The organism is Ruegeria sp. CDSA077 (assembly GCF_059612265.1).
The window spans coordinates 163,842-180,089 of the sequence record NZ_JBXWQG010000001.1 but is presented as its reverse complement, the minus strand read 5'-3'; the positions used below and the strand labels follow the sequence as shown (position 1 = coordinate 180,089).

The window sequence follows — 16,248 nt, the reverse complement described above, 5'->3', positions numbered from 1 at the left end:
CACCAAAGGTGAGCTCCTCTCTCCGGGATCGCGCGCGCATGCCTACTGGCCCGCGCTTTTCTATGTCCAATAAGGCATTTCATTTAGCAGCTTTGCTCTCAAAGTCAAATTCGCCGTTTGGGGGTCTTTCCACCAACGTGCCGAGAGGCAGGCACACCAGAGCGCCTGCCCCGCGACCGTCAGCTTACAGCGGAATGTTATCGTGCTTCTTCCAGGGGTTTTTCAGTTGCTTGTTACGCAAGCTGGCAAAAGCTCGCGATACGCGGCGGCGGGTCGAATGCGGCATGATCACCTCATCAATGAATCCACGTTCCGCAGCCACAAACGGGTTGGCAAACCGGTCCTCATAGTCCTGAGCGTGCTGTGCGATTTTGTCGGCATCGCCCAGATCCGCACGGTGGATGATTTCGGTCGCGCCCTTGGCCCCCATCACCGCGATCTCGGCGGTTGGCCAAGCATAGTTGAAATCGCCACGCAGATGTTTGGATGCCATCACGTCATAGGCACCGCCATAGGCCTTTCGGGTGATCACTGTGACCTTCGGAACGGTCGCCTCGCCATAGGCAAACAGCAGTTTTGCGCCATGTTTGATCACACCGCCATATTCCTGCGAGGTTCCCGGCAAAAAGCCCGGCACGTCGACCAGTGTCAAAATCGGAATTTCAAAGCAATCACAGAACCGGACGAAACGCGCGGCCTTGCGGCTGCTGTCGATATCCAGACAGCCGGCCAGCACCATCGGCTGGTTGGCTACAACACCTACGGTCTGACCTTCCAGACGGATAAAGCCCGTGATGATGTTCTTGGCGTAATCTTCTTGAATTTCGTAAAAATCACCCTCGTCCGCCACTTTGGCAATGAGTTCTTTCATGTCATAAGGCGTGTTCGGGTTGTCCGGGATCAACGTATCCAGCGAAGCCTCAATCCGGCCCGGTTCGTCAAAGAAGGGACGAACGGGCGGTTTTTCCTTGTTGTTCAACGGTAGGAAATCGACAAGACGGCGCACTTCGGCCAGTGCTTCGACATCATTTTCGAATGCACCGTCGGCAACCGAAGATTTCTTGGTGTGGGTCGATGCACCGCCCAGCTCTTCGGCGGTTACAACCTCATTGGTGACTGTCTTGACGACATCGGGGCCCGTCACAAACATGTACGAGGTGTCTTTGACCATAAAGATAAAGTCGGTCATCGCCGGACTGTAGACGGCGCCACCGGCGCAGGGCCCCATGATCACACTGATCTGCGGAACCACGCCCGAGGCCATGATGTTACGCTGGAACACCTCGGCATAACCCGCAAGCGAGGCCACACCTTCCTGGATTCGCGCACCACCCGAATCATTGATGCCGATCACCGGGGCACCATTCTGGATTGCCATGTCCATGATCTTGCAGATTTTCTGCGCGTGGGTTTCCGACAGAGACCCGCCGAAAACGGTGAAGTCCTGGCTGAAGACATAGACCATACGACCATTGATTGTGCCCCATCCGGTGACGACACCATCGCCTGCAGGCTTTTGATTTTCCATCCCGAAATCCGTGCAGCGATGGCTGACAAACATGTCGAATTCTTCGAAACTGCCTTCATCCACCAACAGCTCTATGCGTTCGCGTGCGGTCAGCTTGCCCCGCGCATGCTGCGCATCAATACGTTTTTGCCCACCCCCCAGCCGTGCATCGTTGCGGCGGCCTTCAAGCTCGGAAAGGATGTCTTTCATAACGATGATCCCCTTTGAAATTTGGCGCGACACTATACTTAGTTTCGTTCAGACCAAAGCGTCATTCGGCAAATTTGCAAATCTTTGAAAAGATAGTTCCGGATAATTGTAAACATGCAAAGTTTCGCACTGAGACACGGTCACGGATGGCAATCCCAAAAACCGTCACTATACATGTGAACCATGCAGTTTACTTTTTCGCCAGCGCGTCGTTCGCCCCCCACTATTGCCACACTTGTGATGCTATCCGGGCTGTCAGCACTGAGCTTGAATCTTTTCCTTCCCAGCCTGCCCAATATGGCCGCGTATTTTGACGCAGACTACAAAGTCATGCAGCTGTCGATCGCTCTGTATCTGATGATCAGCGCAGTAATCCAAATTCTGATCGGCCCCATCGCAGATAAGGTTGGCCGCAGGCCGGTTATTCTCTGGGGATTGGTTCTGTTTCTGATTGCAACACTGGGTTGCATCTACTCCCCGAACGCCGAAGTATTTCTGGCCTTCAGGATGTTTCAAGCGGTCGTCGCAGTTGGAATGGTCCTTAGCCGTGCAGCGGTGCGAGACCTTTACGAAGCAGATCAGGCCGCTTCGATGATCGGCTATGTCACCATGGGAATGGCCATTGTTCCAATGATCGGCCCTGCCATCGGCGGCTTTCTGGAAGAGAGCTTTGGCTGGAAGGCAAATTTCTGGCTTCCTTTCGGGCTGGGTCTACTGGCGCTAATGCTGACCTATTCCGACTTCGGAGAAACATCCCGCAAAAGCGGGCTGACCTTGCTGCAGCAGTTTCGTGAATACCCGGAATTGCTCAGATCCCCTCGGTTCTGGGGCTATTCCATGGCCTCAGCCCTGTCGTCGGGCGCTTTTTTCGCCTATCTGGGCGGCGCGCCTTTCGTCGGGACTGAACTGTTCGGCCTAACAGCGTCAGAACTGGGCATTTACTTCGGCGCCCCTGCGGTGGGTTATTTCTTCGGCAACTTCTTCAGCGGCAGGTTCTCTGTCCGCTTTGGCGTGAACCGGATGGTTCTTTGGGGGTGCTGGATGAACGCAACCGGCGTTGCACTGTCGACTATCGTGTTCCTTACGGGCTTCGGCTCGGTTCTCAGCTTCTTTGGGTTCATGACCATTGTTGGTGTGGGCAATGGTATGACCATTCCAAACGCAACTTCAGGCGCACTGTCCGTCCGCCCGCACCTGGCCGCGACAGCATCTGGGCTGAGCGGGGCCATCATGCTGGGCGGCGGAGCTGGCCTGAGCGCGCTCACGGGCGCAATACTAACCCATGAAACAGGCGCGATGCCGCTGCTGTGGCTGATGTTGGCCTCTGCAACATTTGCCATCGTTGCTATTGCCATCGTGATCCGGCGCGAACGGTATTTGGGCCTGTAACACGCCTTGCGCAGGACGGTTTGCAAAGCTAGCGTTCAAGATTAGAAAAGTTGCAAAGGCACGCCATGGCGACCCAAAAGCTCTATGCTGGTGCAAAACTGCGTGAAATGCGCACGCGCCTGACGCTGACACAAAAGGAATTCGCAGCCAAACTGGGGGTTTCGCTTCCCTATTTGAACCAGATGGAGAATAACAACCGCCCGATCTCGACCACGGTTGTTCTGGCTCTGGCGCAGGAATTCGGCATGGACGTGACCGAACTTAGCACTGGCGACAACGAACGTCTGGTCTCAGACCTGCGCGAGGCGCTGGCGGACCCCGTGTTTGATGACGCCATGCCACCGCTCGCTGATCTGCGCCTGACAGCTTCAAACGCCCCCGCAATGGCCCGAGCGTTTATCGCCCTGCACCGCACGTATCGCCAGACGCATGAAAGGCTGGCCTCGCTGGACGAGGCCCTGGGACGTGAAGACGCACAGATTCAGGCCAGCCCCTGGGAAGAAGTGCGAGACTTTTTCCATTATTGCGACAACTACATTGACGCGGTTGACCGGGCTGCGGAACGATTTTCTGGCCGCGCCCAGGACAAAGGCGGAATTCGCGCCGCCGCAATCGAAAGCTTGGGTGAAAATGGTATTCGCGTTCAGTTCCCGGATATCGAAGAAACCCGGAAATACGATGCGGATAGCAAAACATTGCTGCTGTCATCACGGATTGCACCGCAAACACAAGTGTTTCAGCTGCTCTTGCAGGTATCCCTAATCAATCAGGACAAGCTGCTTGAAGCGACACTGGATTTCGCCAAATTTCACAGTGATGAGGCGCGCGCGATTGCGAAGATCGGCCTGGCGAATTATTTCGCTGGCGCCTCTCTGATGCCCTATGGCGAATTTCTCAGTGCAGCCCAGCTTTACCGCCATGATTTGGAATTGCTCAGCAATCGTTTTGGAGCATCCATCGAACAGGTGGCCCACAGGCTTTCGACGCTGCAGCGCCCCGGTGCAAAGGGGATACCATTCTTCTTTGTTCGGGTGGATCAGGCCGGAACGATCACAAAACGCCACTCCGCCACGCGCCTGCAATTTGCGCGCTTTGGCGGTGCGTGCCCGTTGTGGAATGTGCACCGCGCCTTTGAAACTCCGGGTCACTTCCTGCGGCAGCTTGCCGAAACCCCAGACGGGGTCCGCTATATCTCGCTGGCGCGGGATGTTTCGAAATCGGGCGGTTCGTACGGAGCGCCTGTCCGGCGCTATGCGATTGCGCTGGGATGCGAGGTCCGCCACGCCGAAGCGCTGGTGTATGCGGACAATCTGGATATCTCAAACGCCAGTGCCTATGAGCCCATAGGTATCTCGTGCCGGATTTGCGAACGCCAGAACTGCCACCAACGGTCAGTTCCTCCGCTGGAACGTCGCCTGTCCATCGACACTCATACCCGCGGAACCCTACCCTATGAAGTCACCTGAGCTTTACCCGGCCTAAAACCGCGGCCAGCCGAAACGGGGGCAATGCCCCCGCCCAACCCTTAAGCGTTCGACAAAATCGCCCAGATCTCATCCTTCAGTGCGGCGCGTTTCTTGCGCAGCTCGCCTTCGGCAAGATCCTCCATCGGCTCGACGTTGGTTTCCGCACGGTGCACGATACGATTGACCTCATGATACTCTTCGGCCAGCCGAGAAAAATGCGCATCGGACTGTTTAAGCTGACTGATCAATTCGACCTTGTCGGGAAACTCTTCGGCCAATTCGTGCGGGGTGTGGGACATTCCTGTTCGCTCCTTAGAAAATGCGTTGCGATTCAGGTCTATATTGGTCCAACTCCCTCCGCTTTGACGCGGATCAAATCAGCGCTGCGCCGAGGCCCATTGCGGATGAATCCAAGGCTGATCATTGGCTTTGGGCAACGGATCTTTGCCCAGCAGATGATCCGAGACTTTCTCGCCCACCATGATCGACGGCGCATTAAGGTTGCCGTTGGTGATTTGCGGAAAGATCGAACTGTCCGCCACACGCAGCCGATCCACGCCGATCACCCGGCCTTCGGAGTCGACAACCGCGTTCTGGTCATCCGCCCGTCCCATCCTGCAGGTGCCGCAGGGATGATAGGCACTTTCGGCATGCTCAGCGATAAAGGCGTTCAACTCTTCATCTGTTTGTACCGCAGCACCGGGCTGAATCTCTTTCCCGGCAAAGGGTCTGAACGCCTCTTGCCCGAAAATCTCTCGCGTCAGGCGGATACAGGTGCGGAACTCCTCCCAGTCTTTTTCCTGGCTCATGTAATTGAACCGGATGACAGGTGCGTCCTCGGGTCGAGCCGAGCGCAATGTCACAGCACCCCGTGATTCCGATCGCATCGGACCCACATGTGCTTGGAACCCGTGCCCCTCGGCCGCAGCCTGCCCGTCATAGCGCACCGCCATCGGCAGGAAGTGGTACTGGATGTCGGGGTATTCGACACCCGGCCTTGATCGGATGAAGGCCGCGCTTTCGAACTGGTTCGAGGCACCAAGGCCGGTCTTGGTGAACAGCCATTGCGCTCCGATCAGGCCTTTGCTGACCAGGTTCCAGTGTTTGTAGAGCGTGATCGGCTGAAGCGAGGCTTGCTGGATATACAGCTCCAAATGGTCCTGTAGATTTGCGCCAACTCCCGGACGGTCTGCAACAACTCCGATCCCCTGCTCAGCCAAATGCGCAGCCGGGCCGATTCCAGACAGCATCAACAGCTTCGGCGAGTTGATGGACGAGGCTGCGATGACCACTTCGCGGCGGGCGCGGATGACCTCTGTCTTGCCGCCACGGATCAGTTCAACACCAACAGCGCTTCCGTTTTCCAGAACAATCCGGGTCGCAAGACCGCGCACGATATCGCAGTTCTCGCGCTTGAGCGCAGGCCGCAGATAGGCATTTGCCGCCGACCAGCGCCGCCCTTTCCAGACGGTCTGCTCCATCGGGCCGAAGCCTTCTTGCTTTTCACCGTTATAGTCGCCCGTGACTTCATACCCGGCTTGCTGGCCCGCATCGACAAAGGCCTGGAACAGCGGGTTCGCACGCGGGCCCCGCGACACATGCAGCGGCCCGTCAGTGCCCCGCCACGCGGAATCCCCACCATGACCGCCGTCATGCCAGGTCTCCATCCGTTTGTAATATGGCAGCACATCCGCATAAGACCAGCCATCCGCGCCCATCTCGGCCCAAGTATCGAAGTCCCGGGCGTGGCCGCGCACATAAACCATTCCGTTGATCGAAGAGGACCCACCAATCACCTTCCCTCGCGGGCAGGCCAGGCGGCGGTTGTTCAGATGCGGCTCAGGCTCGGATTGATAGCCCCAGTCATAGCGCGACATGTTCATCGGATAGCTTAGCGCGGCGGGCATCTGGATAAACGGGCCCATGTCGGTACCGCCATGCTCGATCACCAGAACCGAGGCGCCGGCCTCACTCAAACGATATGCCATCGCGCAGCCTGCGGAACCTGCGCCGACGATGACGAAATCTGCTTCCATTTTCGGGTCTCCATTCTCAACCGGAGCCAAGATTTTTCATCGAAAGATCTCTGCCTGACCGGAGAGGGTCTTGTTAATTCGGGTTGTTACTCTCCGCGTGGAAAGCGTTGGCTTTCCTCGACGATATTCAGATCCATGTGGTTACGCATGTACCGCTCAGATGCTTTCTGCAGGGGCTGGTAGTCCCAAGGATAATACCCGCCCTGGCGCAACGCCTCGTACACGACCCAGCGACGCGCCTGGCTGGCGCGAACTTCGGCGTCGAACCGATCCAGATCCCAACGGGCATCGGACTTGGCACGCAAGGTCTGCAACGTTCCGGCGTGCTCTGGCCTGTCTGCGAGATTCTCCAACTCGGAAGGGTCCGCCTCGAGGTCGAACAGTTGATCAGGGTCTAGCGCACATCGGTTGTATTTCCATTTGCCATAGCGCAAGGACACCAGTGGCGCATAAGAGGCCTCGGCTGCATATTCCATCGCGACCGGCGCACTGCGCTCGTGCCCCATGGCCAGCGGCACAAGGTTTTCGCCATCTGTCCACGGCGCGATCTCTGCCATATCGACACCGGCAAGAGCACCCAAGGTCGGCGTCACATCTATGGTCGAAACCGGAGCGTCGATCCGACCCGCTGGCAGATCGGGCGCACAGATCATCAGCGGGACGCGGGATGACCCTTCATAGAAGGTCATCTTGAACCACAATCCGCGTTCACCAAGCATATCGCCATGATCCGAAACGAACAGGATGATCGCCTCTTGCCGCGTGGTCTCTAACACCTCGAGGATTTCTCCGACCTTGTCGTCCAGATAAGAGATATTGGCGAAATAGGCGCGGCGTGATTTGCGGGTATCTTCTTGAGTGATGTCAAAGCTGCGCCAGTCATTGGCGTCAAAAATCCGTTTCGAATGCGGGTCCTGATTATCATAACCAAGGTCGGCAATCTCGGGCAGAAGGTGCTCGCAATCTTCGTACAGGTCCCAGTATTTGCGACGTGCAACATAGGGATCATGCGGGTGGGTAAAGCTTACAGTCAGGCACCATGGACGGTCGTCCTTGCCACGGGCCAGATCGTATAGCTTGGACTTGGCGTTATAGGCCACCTCGTCATCATATTCCATTTGGTTGGAAATCTCGGCTACACCTGCGCCCGTGACCGAACCCATATTGTGATACCACCAGTCGATCCGCTCGCCTGGTTTACGGTAGTCCGGGGTCCAGCCGAAATCGGCGGGGTAGATGTCGGTGGTTAGGCGATCTTCAAACCCGTGCAACTGATCGGGCCCGACGAAATGCATCTTGCCCGACAGACAGGTATAGTACCCTGCACGGCGCAGATGGTGGGCATATGTCGGAATATCACTGCCAAACTCGGCGGCATTGTCATAGACACCAGTGCGCGACGGCAACTGACCGGACATAAAACTGGCCCGACCCGGCGCACACAGGGGCGACGCCGTATAGGCATTCGCAAATCGCGTGGATCGTTCGGCCAGCTTTTTCAGGTTTGGCGCATGCAGCCAGTCGACAGGACCGTCAGGAAAAAGGGTCCCGTTCAACTGATCCACCATCAGGATCAGAATATTAGGTTTTGTCATTTCTCGGCCTCGAGCAAGGTGCTGAGCACGCGCATCGCGTGGTTTACAGCCAGTTGCGGTTCTTCCGGGGCGCTCAGCGCGGCGTGGATATAAAGTCCGTCGATCAAGGCGATCATGTTCCCGGCCGCCTCAACCGGATCGGCCAAATGCGGGCGCAGCGCATAAACCAGGTTCGACCGGATTCGGGCCTGATAAATCTGCCACAATCGCAGGGCGTCGTCATTGGTCTGCGCAAGAACGTAGAATGTCATCCACGCTGCCGTCACATCCGGCGTGAAACAGGATGGGGCAAAGCATGCCCGGATGATTGCCTGCGCGCGCCCACTTGGCGTGGCTGCTTTCAGTTCGGACCGGACCTCTGCCCCGAAATCCGACAGGATGCGGCGCATCGCTGCCAGAAAAATCTGATCTTTACCGCCGAAATAGTGATGTGCCAGCGCGCTGGACATGCCAGCCCGCTTAGCGATCTGGCTGACGGTTACATCGAGGGATTTTTTCGACCCGAGCTCAGCAATCGTTGCCTTTACGATCGCATCACGGCGGATTGGCTCCATTCCGAGTTTCGGCATCCGTACCCCTCAACTGCTTTTGATAGAAAAACGCTAGGAGATTTTTATTGACTCGTCAATTAATAACGTTTTTCCGGCAGAAATCGGCTAAAGTTTAGGTGCAATACTGGGGGTCGTCAGGCTGCTGCGGTTCAACACGGCCTCGCGCCAGGCAATAAAACTGACTGCCAACAGAATCAGCGTGCCCCCGGCGACCACCCACAAATCTACGCTTTCGTGGAAAACCAACGCCCCAACCAGCGTGGCCCAGATCAGCTGTAAGAATGTGACGGGCTGCGTCACTGCTACAGGGGCGGCCTGCAGGGCCAAGGTCATCAGATAGTGTCCAAGTGTGGCAAAACAGGCAACCAGAAACAGCACACCCAAATCATGGAGACTTGGAGGGGACCACACGGCAATGGCGAAAGGTATCAGCGCCATCGTCACCCATATGGACATATGTGCAACCACGACCGAGGGCGGCAGATCTCGCACCAGCATCTTGGCCAGCAGGTAGGATGCACCAAGCGTCAACGAAGTGCCCAACATGGTCACGTGACCAACCGAGATATCCCGAAACCCAGGTCGGAGAATAATTGCTACACCGATCAATGCGACACCAATGGCGGCAATCCGGCGGAAGGCTAGTTTCTCGCCTAGAAACAGCACAGCACCCAATGTGACATAGACCGGCGTCATGTAGTTCATGGCCGTGACTTCGGCCAACGGAATTCGGGTCATGGAAAAGAACCACAGCATCACGGCAATGGCGTGAACCACCCCGCGGATGCCGAACAGTGTCAGATGCCTACGTGTCAGAGGTGTCGTAACGATCAGCCGTAACGCTGGCAGTAGGAACACCAACCCAAAGACAAAGCGCAGAAATGCGGCCTGTATCGGGTCCATGGAGGTGCCCAGAGATTTGACGAGCGCAGTCATGACAACAAAGGACAGACCGGCGGAAAACATCCAGAACATTCCCGCCAATGGCCGATAGGTGTTAGGTTGAGTTGTCATGTTAACGGTTCAACACCGAAACACAGGCGGGAACAAGACCTCAGATCGCCACCAGCTTGGCCGCAATCGCCAGCATGACAAAACCGATAACAACATCCAGCACCTGCCATGCCCTTGGGCGGGCAAAGACCGGCGACAGAATCCTTGCCCCGTAGCCCAACGAGAAGAAGAAGACAAAGCTGGACAGCATCGCTCCAATAGCAAAGGCCAACCGGTCATCATATTGTGCAGATATCGACCCGATCAGAACCACCGTGTCCAGATAGACATGCGGATTTAACCAAGTGAATGCCAGCACGGTCAGCAGGACAGACCTCAGACTTGAACGTGTCCCTTCACTGACATCCATGGAAGACCCGCCGCGCCAGGCCGATAGCAGGCTGCGCAACCCGTACCAGGTCAGAAACACAGCCCCGCCATAGCGCATGACCGGCTCGAACCAAGGAGCAGTCTGAGCAAGCGTTCCGAACCCGGCAACCCCTGCCGCAATCAGAATGGCATCCGATACGGCGCAGGTTAGGCATAGGGCAAAAACATGTTCGCGGCGCAGCCCTTGACGCAGGACAAAGGCGTTCTGCGCACCAATGGCCAAAATCAGACTAAAGCCCAGAGCGAATCCGGAAATCAGAGATGCGGACATGAAACCTCCTGTGTTCGTTTTGATTGACTAGAGCCAGTCAGTCGATTTATCAAATTAAAGAAGCTACACCTGGTTAAGCTCTGCTAATGTTGCTGGATCCCAATCACCTTGCCGCACTTTCGGCCATTCTACGCCACGGAAGCTTTGACGCCGCCGCCACAGAGCTGTCGGTGACGCCTTCGGCGATATCGCAGAGGATCAAGTCATTAGAGGATCGGATAGGCGCCGCCCTGATCACTCGTGGTGCGCCCTGCACAGCGACACCCGCCGGCTTGCGCATTGCCAGATACGCCGAGGATATCGGGCTGCTTGAGGCACAGTTGGCCCGTGAACTGGCGTTGGAGGGAACCTCTGGCCCGACCCAGGTGCGCATTGCAATTCCTGCAGACAGTTTGGCCACATGGTTCATCGCTGCGATGGCCCAAACAGATGAGTTGCTGTTCGATCTGGTAATTGATGATCAGGACCATTCGGCCGATTGGTTGCGCCGCGGTGAGGTCAGCGCGGCTGTTACCACCGGAGGACAACCGGTCTCTGGCTGCGATGCCCATCCACTTGGGGATTTCAGGTATATTCCAACGGCCAGCCCAGGTTTTATGCAAAACTGGTTCCGGGACGGTGTAACCAAAAGCAGCCTTGCCATGGCACCGTGCCTGACCTTCAATCAAAAGGACGGTCTTCAGAAAGCCTGGTTTGCGAGAGAGTTCGGGCACCACATTTCCCCGCCATCGCATTTTCTGCCATCCTCACACGGGTTTGTGGATGCAGCGATCGCCGGCATCGGGTGGGGAATGAACCCGATTGAGTTGGTACAAAAGCCTTTGGCAGATGGCCTGTTGTGCCCCTTGATACCTGACAAGCCCCTTGATGTTCCGCTGACCTGGCAGGTCGGGCGTGTCTTATCCTCGGCCCTTTCGCCGCTGACCGCCGCTGTAAAGCGCGCGGCTGTCGACGCGCTTATTCAACGATAGACAGGATTGGCCGATCAGGATGGCTCGGGCGCTTTAGGAATTGGCGTCACCACCCGGTAACAGGCAAAAGCTGCGATCAGGCTGACCAAGACAACGATCAAAACCGCCGCAGAGACCTCGTGCATATGCGCCAGCCCAGCCAGCGCCGCCGACACGATGACCGCAACAATCCGCGAGATGCTTTTCACCGCAGCCGCCCCTTTGACCCGCTGATCAAACGGGGCGATATCCAGAAAATACAACTTTCGGGCACTGCTGATGCCTGTAACCGCCACGGTCACCACAAACAGGGCAACCGCATGAGTGTGCACCTGATGACCGATATGGAGGTAATGGACCGCCAGCAGCCCTGCTCCGGTCAAGGCCACCATCAGAGTTCCGGATACCATGACCGCCCGGTGGGATTTCAGGTTAACAAACTGCCACAAAGGCGCAGAGACCAGATATCCAGAGGCCGACGAAATGATCATTGCGGTAAGGCCTTTGGCCGAACTGTGATGTACCTCGGCCGCCATCAGGGCAAAGAACGGAACCGATAGACTGACAACCACAATCGGAAGGCGCATGACCATATAGCGCCGGAACCAGGTCTGGTTGAACATCGCCAGAATATCGGTGAAATATTCGGACCAATGCCTTTTGTTTTCGTCCTCAGGCGCTGTGGAAATTTTCTGATGCGGAACTTCGGACATCGCCAGGATTGATAGGCCAGACAACAGAAAAAACACCACTGCAACTCCGATCACAACCGAATGGCGCGCAAACGGAGGGTTGCCCAGCGTGATTTGATGGACCAACAGAACAAGACCGATTGCGCCCAATCCGCCGGCGCCTAACTGCAGATATCGCATGATCATACGTGACCTGGACTGAACGTGCGCGCCCAGCAGGTCAGTAAGCAGCAATGTCTGGATCTCACCCACAAGACCGATCAAAAAAAATGCGGTGATAAAGGCTGTGGCCGTGAACACGAGACTGCCCGTCGCGGCCGCCGCCAGAGCCATGACAAGGCAGGCCCCGATCAATACTTCGGTCATCGCGATGCTGCGTTTCTTCTGTTCGCGCAGCGCAATGACCTGGGCCAGAAACACGTCGGCGATCATGCTGCCGACCATGCGGATTGAAACCAGCGCGCCGGCGATGAACATCGGAAGTTCCAGCGAAACGGCAAGAAACGGCAAGACAATGGACGGGCTGCCAAGGGTCCAGGCGACCTGGGACAGAATGCTCTGCCCGGTCAGGACGGGCACATTACGTTTGGCCAATTCAGATTGGGGTTCGGTCATCTGCACTTTGACTCGCTGCTCCAGCTATTCGACCCAGCCTATGAGTTCGAACCTGATCGGCCAATAGCCCTATCCTCCAACCAACAAAAAAACCCGGCCTGAGGGCCGGGTTTCCAAATCTCAGGATGCGGGGCAGATCAAAGCTGCGCCATCACCTCATCCGATGCTTCGAAATTGGTTGTGACGCGCTGAACGTCATCATCATCTTCCAGCGCATCGACCAACTTCATCAGCTTTTGCATATCCTCAAGCCCCAGCTCGGTCGTGGTGCTTGGCTTCCAAACCAGTTTGGTGGATTCCGTTTCACCCAGCGCGGCCTCGAGCGCGTTCGAGACGTCGTTCAGATCGGTGTCGGCGCACCAGATGATATGACCTTCGTCCGAGCTTTCAACATCTTCCGCGCCTGCCTCAATGGCCGCTTCGAACACGGTGTCGGCATCACCAACCGTATCCGGATAGACCACTTCACCCTTGCGTTCGAACATAAAGCCGACGGAACCGGTCTCGCCAAGATTGCCACCATTCTTGGAAAAGGTCGAGCGCACGGTCGATGCGGTCCGGTTCCGGTTGTCGGTCATCGTCTCGACGATGACGGCCACGCCGTTGGGGCCATAGCCCTCATACCGGATTTCTTCGTATTCGTCGCCATCGCCCGCCTGCGATTTCTTGATCGCCCGGTCGATCACGTCTTTGGGGACCGAGTTTGACTTGGCCTCTTTCACCGCCAGACGCAGACGCGGGTTCTTGTCGGGATCGGGGTCGCCCATCTTAGCGGCAACAGTGATCTCTTTTGACAGCTTGGAAAACAGTTTGGACCGCGCGGCGTCCTGACGTCCCTTGCGGTGCTGGATATTGGCCCATTTGGAGTGGCCTGCCATGGTGCGTCCTCGTGATAGTGATTGCGTATTTGGCGCCCATATAGACGTTTGCGGGCCATGGGATCAAGAGACCGGCTTGCGACGGCTTCTTCTGCGAGTATGTTGGCGGTATGACGACAGATCAGATCATACTTTTCGCTCTCTTTGCCACTGTATTCGGAATGCTGCTTTGGGGGCGGTTTCGCTATGATCTTGTTGCGTTTTCCGCGCTTCTGATCGGAGTGGTGTTGGGTGTCGTACCCGTCGATGACGCTTTTGCCGGTTTTGGTCACTCGGCAACCATCATCGTCGCGCTGGTTCTGGTCGTTTCAGCCGGGCTGGTCCGGTCCGGTGCGGTATTCCTGATCACGCGATCCCTGGTTGACGCGTCACGCGGCCTTGGGGCCCATATCGCCTTGATGGGCGGTATCGGGGCTGTTCTGTCCGCCTTCATGAATAACGTCGCTGCCTTGGCCCTGTTGATGCCGGTCGACATTCAGACCGCACGAAAAGCCGGACGAGCCGTCGGCCTGACCCTAATGCCGCTCAGCTTTGCAACAATTCTGGGTGGGATGGCGACCCTGATTGGCACGCCACCGAACATCATCATCGCCTCAATCCGCGCAGAAACTCTGGGCGAGCCCTTTCGTATGTTCGATTTCGCCCCTGTGGGTGGCATTGCTGCGATTGCCGGGCTTGCCTTTGTCTCACTGGTGGGCTGGCGATTGATCCCGAACCGGGGACCGCAAACCGAAACCTCTGAGGCGCTGGCCGAATATATCGCAGAACTGACCGTCCCACCGGAATCGCCGTTGATCGGCAAACGGGTCAGCGAGCTTTATGAAGATGCCGAGAAATCCGACGTCGCCATCATCGGCCTGATCCGCGACGGCAAGCGCCGCTATGGCCGGTCGGCCCATGCAACACTGAATCAGGGTGACGCGCTGGTGCTTGAGGCCCGCCCCGAGGCGCTGGATGAATTCCGCGCGGCGCTGAAGCTGGATTTTTCGGACACACGTCGACAGGAGCTTCTGACCGCTGAAGGCGACGGGCTGGAAGTCGTCGAGGTTGTCGTGACCGAAAACGCCCGCATCACCGGGCGTACGGCGCAGGGGTTGGGATTGGCATGGCGGCAGAGCACCGTTTTGATGGGCATTTCGCGCCAGGGCCGCAGCATCACCGAACAGGTCCGCAAAACCGAGGTTGAGGCTGGCGACATCCTGTTGTTGCTGTGCCCGCGTGATCGCAGCGCCGATGTGACCGAATGGCTGGGATGCCTACCGCTGGCCCAACGCGGTCTGAACGTCACCGCCAATGAAAAGGCGTGGCTTGCGATTGGCCTGTTTGCCACCGCGGTGCTGGCGGCCAGTGTTGGGCTGATCTACCTGCCGGTCGCATTGGGGCTTGTTGTGGTTGCCTATGTGCTGACCAAGATCATGCCAATCGCGGATCTCTATACTCACATCGAATGGCCGGTGGTCGTTTTGCTGGGCTCGATGATCCCCCTGGGCAGCGCACTGGAAACCTCGGGCGGCACCGAACTGATCGCCAATGCGCTGATCCAGTTAACTAACGGCCTGCCTGCATGGGCTATTCTGACCGTTCTGATGGTGGTCACCATGACCCTGTCGGACGTGTTGAACAACACCGCTACGGCGATTGTGGCGGCCCCGGTCGGCATTCAGATGGCCCGCACGCTTGAGGTTTCCCCCGACCCGTTTCTGATGACGGTCGCCGTTGCAGCCTCGGCCGCGTTCCTGACACCTATCGGGCATAAGAACAACACGCTGGTTCTGGGTCCGGGTGGCTATCGGTTCGGAGACTACTGGCGCATGGGCCTGCCGCTGGAAATCCTGATCATTGCGGTTTCGATACCCGCCATCCTTGTGTTCTGGCCGTTGTGACGGGTAAGAGCCGTTCCATGAAACAATTTCTGATCCTGCAGTTACGCCCGGAAACCGATGCGTCGGATGCCGAATATGCCTCGATTCTGGACAAGACCGGCCTAAGCCCTGATCAAACTCATCGCATCCGGCTGGACTGCGAAGACCTGCCCGAGGGTTTGGACGTGACAGATTATGCCGGAGTGATCGTCGGCGGCGGCCCCGGCTGTGTCAGCGATGATCCAACTGCAAAGTCGCACATGGATGCCCGCATCGAAGCCGCGATCATGGGCCTGATGCCGCAGATCACCGCGCGCGATCATCCGTTCATGGGGTGCTGCTATGGGCTAGGTATTCTTACCGCGCATCTGGGTGGCGATGTCAGCAAGGACCAGTTCGGAGAGCCCGTCGGCCCCTCGACCTGCCACGTGACAGAGGACGGTGCGACCGATCCACTGATCTCGGGGCTGGGTCAGAGTTTTGATGCGTTTGTGGGCCATAAAGAGGCTGTGCAATCCCTGCCAGAAGGGTGCGTGCATCTGCTTGCCTCGGACCCTTGCCCCTTCCAGATGATCCGCTGGGGCCAGAATGTCTATGCCACACAGTTCCACCCCGAGGCTGATGCCCGCGACTTTGAAGAACGTATCACCATCTACAAACACCACGGCTATTTCCCGCCCGAAGATGCGCAGCGTCTGATCGACATTTGCCACGCCGCCAATGTCACTCTGCCCGGTGAAATCCTGCGCAGGTTCGCCCAACGCTACGGCTGACCCTACGGCGCGGTTGCCTGCGGCTTTGACCCTCGCTTACGCTGGTCCGAACGGCTTTGGGAGGAGTTGT

14 protein-coding genes are annotated in these 16,248 nt (G+C 57.2%); 5 read left to right on the top strand and 9 right to left on the bottom strand.

Annotation, left to right across the window (positions count from 1 at the left end; translation table 11 throughout):
• Window positions 1-184 precede the first annotated feature (184 nt).
• On the bottom strand, window positions 185-1,717 hold the full coding sequence (locus tag AC2FLE_RS00925; RefSeq protein WP_496677724.1) for an acyl-CoA carboxylase subunit beta: 1,533 nt from the start codon (window positions 1,715-1,717) through the stop codon (window positions 185-187).
• A 183-nt stretch (window positions 1,718-1,900) separates the two neighbouring features.
• Between AC2FLE_RS00925 and AC2FLE_RS00920 the strand changes: the two genes are divergently transcribed.
• The gene (locus AC2FLE_RS00920) at window positions 1,901-3,106 is read left to right on the top strand and encodes a multidrug effflux MFS transporter (protein WP_281972733.1); all 1,206 of its coding nucleotides are present in this window, start codon (window positions 1,901-1,903) and stop codon (window positions 3,104-3,106) included.
• A 65-nt stretch (window positions 3,107-3,171) separates the two neighbouring features.
• Window positions 3,172-4,572: a helix-turn-helix domain-containing protein gene (locus AC2FLE_RS00915; protein WP_496694783.1), complete on the top strand. Its 1,401-nt coding sequence runs from the start codon at window positions 3,172-3,174 to the stop codon at window positions 4,570-4,572.
• 59 nt (window positions 4,573-4,631) lie between these two features.
• On the opposite strand, the gene AC2FLE_RS00910 is transcribed toward AC2FLE_RS00915, so the two are convergent.
• From AC2FLE_RS00910 to AC2FLE_RS00885, 6 genes are all read right to left on the bottom strand, one after another.
• A complete protein-coding gene (locus tag AC2FLE_RS00910) occupies window positions 4,632-4,871 on the bottom strand; it encodes an HP1242/YdcH family protein (protein ID WP_142636790.1) in 240 nt (79 codons plus the stop codon).
• Window positions 4,872-4,949: 78 nt separating this feature from the next.
• The gene (betA, locus tag AC2FLE_RS00905; RefSeq protein ID WP_496694782.1) at window positions 4,950-6,608 is read right to left on the bottom strand and encodes a choline dehydrogenase; all 1,659 of its coding nucleotides are present in this window, start codon (window positions 6,606-6,608) and stop codon (window positions 4,950-4,952) included.
• An 86-nt stretch (window positions 6,609-6,694) separates the two neighbouring features.
• Window positions 6,695-8,203, bottom strand: a complete 1,509-nt coding sequence (gene betC, locus AC2FLE_RS00900) for a choline-sulfatase (protein ID WP_142636786.1) — start codon at window positions 8,201-8,203, stop codon at window positions 6,695-6,697.
• Entirely contained in the window at window positions 8,200-8,772 is a 573-nt protein-coding gene (gene betI / locus AC2FLE_RS00895; RefSeq protein WP_271949443.1) for a choline-binding transcriptional repressor BetI, read from the bottom strand. Before betI ends, betC begins: the two co-directional genes overlap by 4 nt.
• A gap of 87 nt (window positions 8,773-8,859) precedes the next feature.
• Entirely contained in the window at window positions 8,860-9,768 is a 909-nt protein-coding gene (locus AC2FLE_RS00890) for a DMT family transporter (protein WP_496689676.1), read from the bottom strand.
• 40 nt (window positions 9,769-9,808) lie between these two features.
• The gene (locus AC2FLE_RS00885; RefSeq protein WP_281972730.1) at window positions 9,809-10,408 is read right to left on the bottom strand and encodes a LysE/ArgO family amino acid transporter; all 600 of its coding nucleotides are present in this window, start codon (window positions 10,406-10,408) and stop codon (window positions 9,809-9,811) included.
• Between the two features lie 86 nt (window positions 10,409-10,494).
• On the opposite strand from AC2FLE_RS00885, the gene AC2FLE_RS00880 reads away from it, so the two are divergent.
• Entirely contained in the window at window positions 10,495-11,379 is an 885-nt protein-coding gene (locus AC2FLE_RS00880) for a LysR family transcriptional regulator ArgP (RefSeq protein WP_496694781.1), read from the top strand.
• 14 nt (window positions 11,380-11,393) lie between these two features.
• Here the strand turns inward: AC2FLE_RS00880 and AC2FLE_RS00875 are convergent, their stop codons facing one another.
• Both AC2FLE_RS00875 and AC2FLE_RS00870 read right to left on the bottom strand, forming a co-directional pair.
• A complete protein-coding gene (locus AC2FLE_RS00875; protein WP_496694780.1) occupies window positions 11,394-12,665 on the bottom strand; it encodes a permease in 1,272 nt (423 codons plus the stop codon).
• Window positions 12,666-12,802: 137 nt separating this feature from the next.
• Window positions 12,803-13,543, bottom strand: a complete 741-nt coding sequence (locus tag AC2FLE_RS00870; RefSeq protein ID WP_142636775.1) for a YebC/PmpR family DNA-binding transcriptional regulator — start codon at window positions 13,541-13,543, stop codon at window positions 12,803-12,805.
• Between the two features lie 110 nt (window positions 13,544-13,653).
• Between AC2FLE_RS00870 and AC2FLE_RS00865 the strand changes: the two genes are divergently transcribed.
• On the top strand, window positions 13,654-15,426 hold the full coding sequence (locus tag AC2FLE_RS00865; protein ID WP_142636773.1) for an SLC13 family permease: 1,773 nt from the start codon (window positions 13,654-13,656) through the stop codon (window positions 15,424-15,426).
• A 17-nt stretch (window positions 15,427-15,443) separates the two neighbouring features.
• Window positions 15,444-16,178, top strand: coding sequence for a glutamine amidotransferase (locus AC2FLE_RS00860; RefSeq protein ID WP_496694779.1), 735 nt, complete (start codon window positions 15,444-15,446; stop codon window positions 16,176-16,178).
• Window positions 16,179-16,248 lie beyond the last annotated feature (70 nt).

What these genes read in the sequence shown, in the direction of transcription:
- AC2FLE_RS00865 (WP_142636773.1), top strand. Translation starts at nt 13,654, where the DNA reads ATGACGACAGATCAGATCATACTTTTCGCTCTCTTTGCCACTGTATTC.
- AC2FLE_RS00860 (WP_496694779.1), top strand. Translation starts at nt 15,444, where the DNA reads ATGAAACAATTTCTGATCCTGCAGTTACGCCCGGAAACCGATGCGTCG.
- AC2FLE_RS00925 (WP_496677724.1), bottom strand. Translation starts at nt 1,717, where the DNA reads ATGAAAGACATCCTTTCCGAGCTTGAAGGCCGCCGCAACGATGCACGG.
- AC2FLE_RS00875 (WP_496694780.1), bottom strand. Translation starts at nt 12,665, where the DNA reads ATGACCGAACCCCAATCTGAATTGGCCAAACGTAATGTGCCCGTCCTG.
- AC2FLE_RS00870 (WP_142636775.1), bottom strand. Translation starts at nt 13,543, where the DNA reads ATGGCAGGCCACTCCAAATGGGCCAATATCCAGCACCGCAAGGGACGT.
- AC2FLE_RS00885 (WP_281972730.1), bottom strand. Translation starts at nt 10,408, where the DNA reads ATGTCCGCATCTCTGATTTCCGGATTCGCTCTGGGCTTTAGTCTGATT.
- betA (WP_496694782.1), bottom strand. Translation starts at nt 6,608, where the DNA reads ATGGAAGCAGATTTCGTCATCGTCGGCGCAGGTTCCGCAGGCTGCGCG.
- betI (WP_271949443.1), bottom strand. Translation starts at nt 8,772, where the DNA reads ATGCCGAAACTCGGAATGGAGCCAATCCGCCGTGATGCGATCGTAAAG.
- AC2FLE_RS00920 (WP_281972733.1), top strand. Translation starts at nt 1,901, where the DNA reads ATGCAGTTTACTTTTTCGCCAGCGCGTCGTTCGCCCCCCACTATTGCC.
- AC2FLE_RS00910 (WP_142636790.1), bottom strand. Translation starts at nt 4,871, where the DNA reads ATGTCCCACACCCCGCACGAATTGGCCGAAGAGTTTCCCGACAAGGTC.
- betC (WP_142636786.1), bottom strand. Translation starts at nt 8,203, where the DNA reads ATGACAAAACCTAATATTCTGATCCTGATGGTGGATCAGTTGAACGGG.
- AC2FLE_RS00880 (WP_496694781.1), top strand. Translation starts at nt 10,495, where the DNA reads ATGTTGCTGGATCCCAATCACCTTGCCGCACTTTCGGCCATTCTACGC.
- AC2FLE_RS00890 (WP_496689676.1), bottom strand. Translation starts at nt 9,768, where the DNA reads ATGACAACTCAACCTAACACCTATCGGCCATTGGCGGGAATGTTCTGG.
- AC2FLE_RS00915 (WP_496694783.1), top strand. Translation starts at nt 3,172, where the DNA reads ATGGCGACCCAAAAGCTCTATGCTGGTGCAAAACTGCGTGAAATGCGC.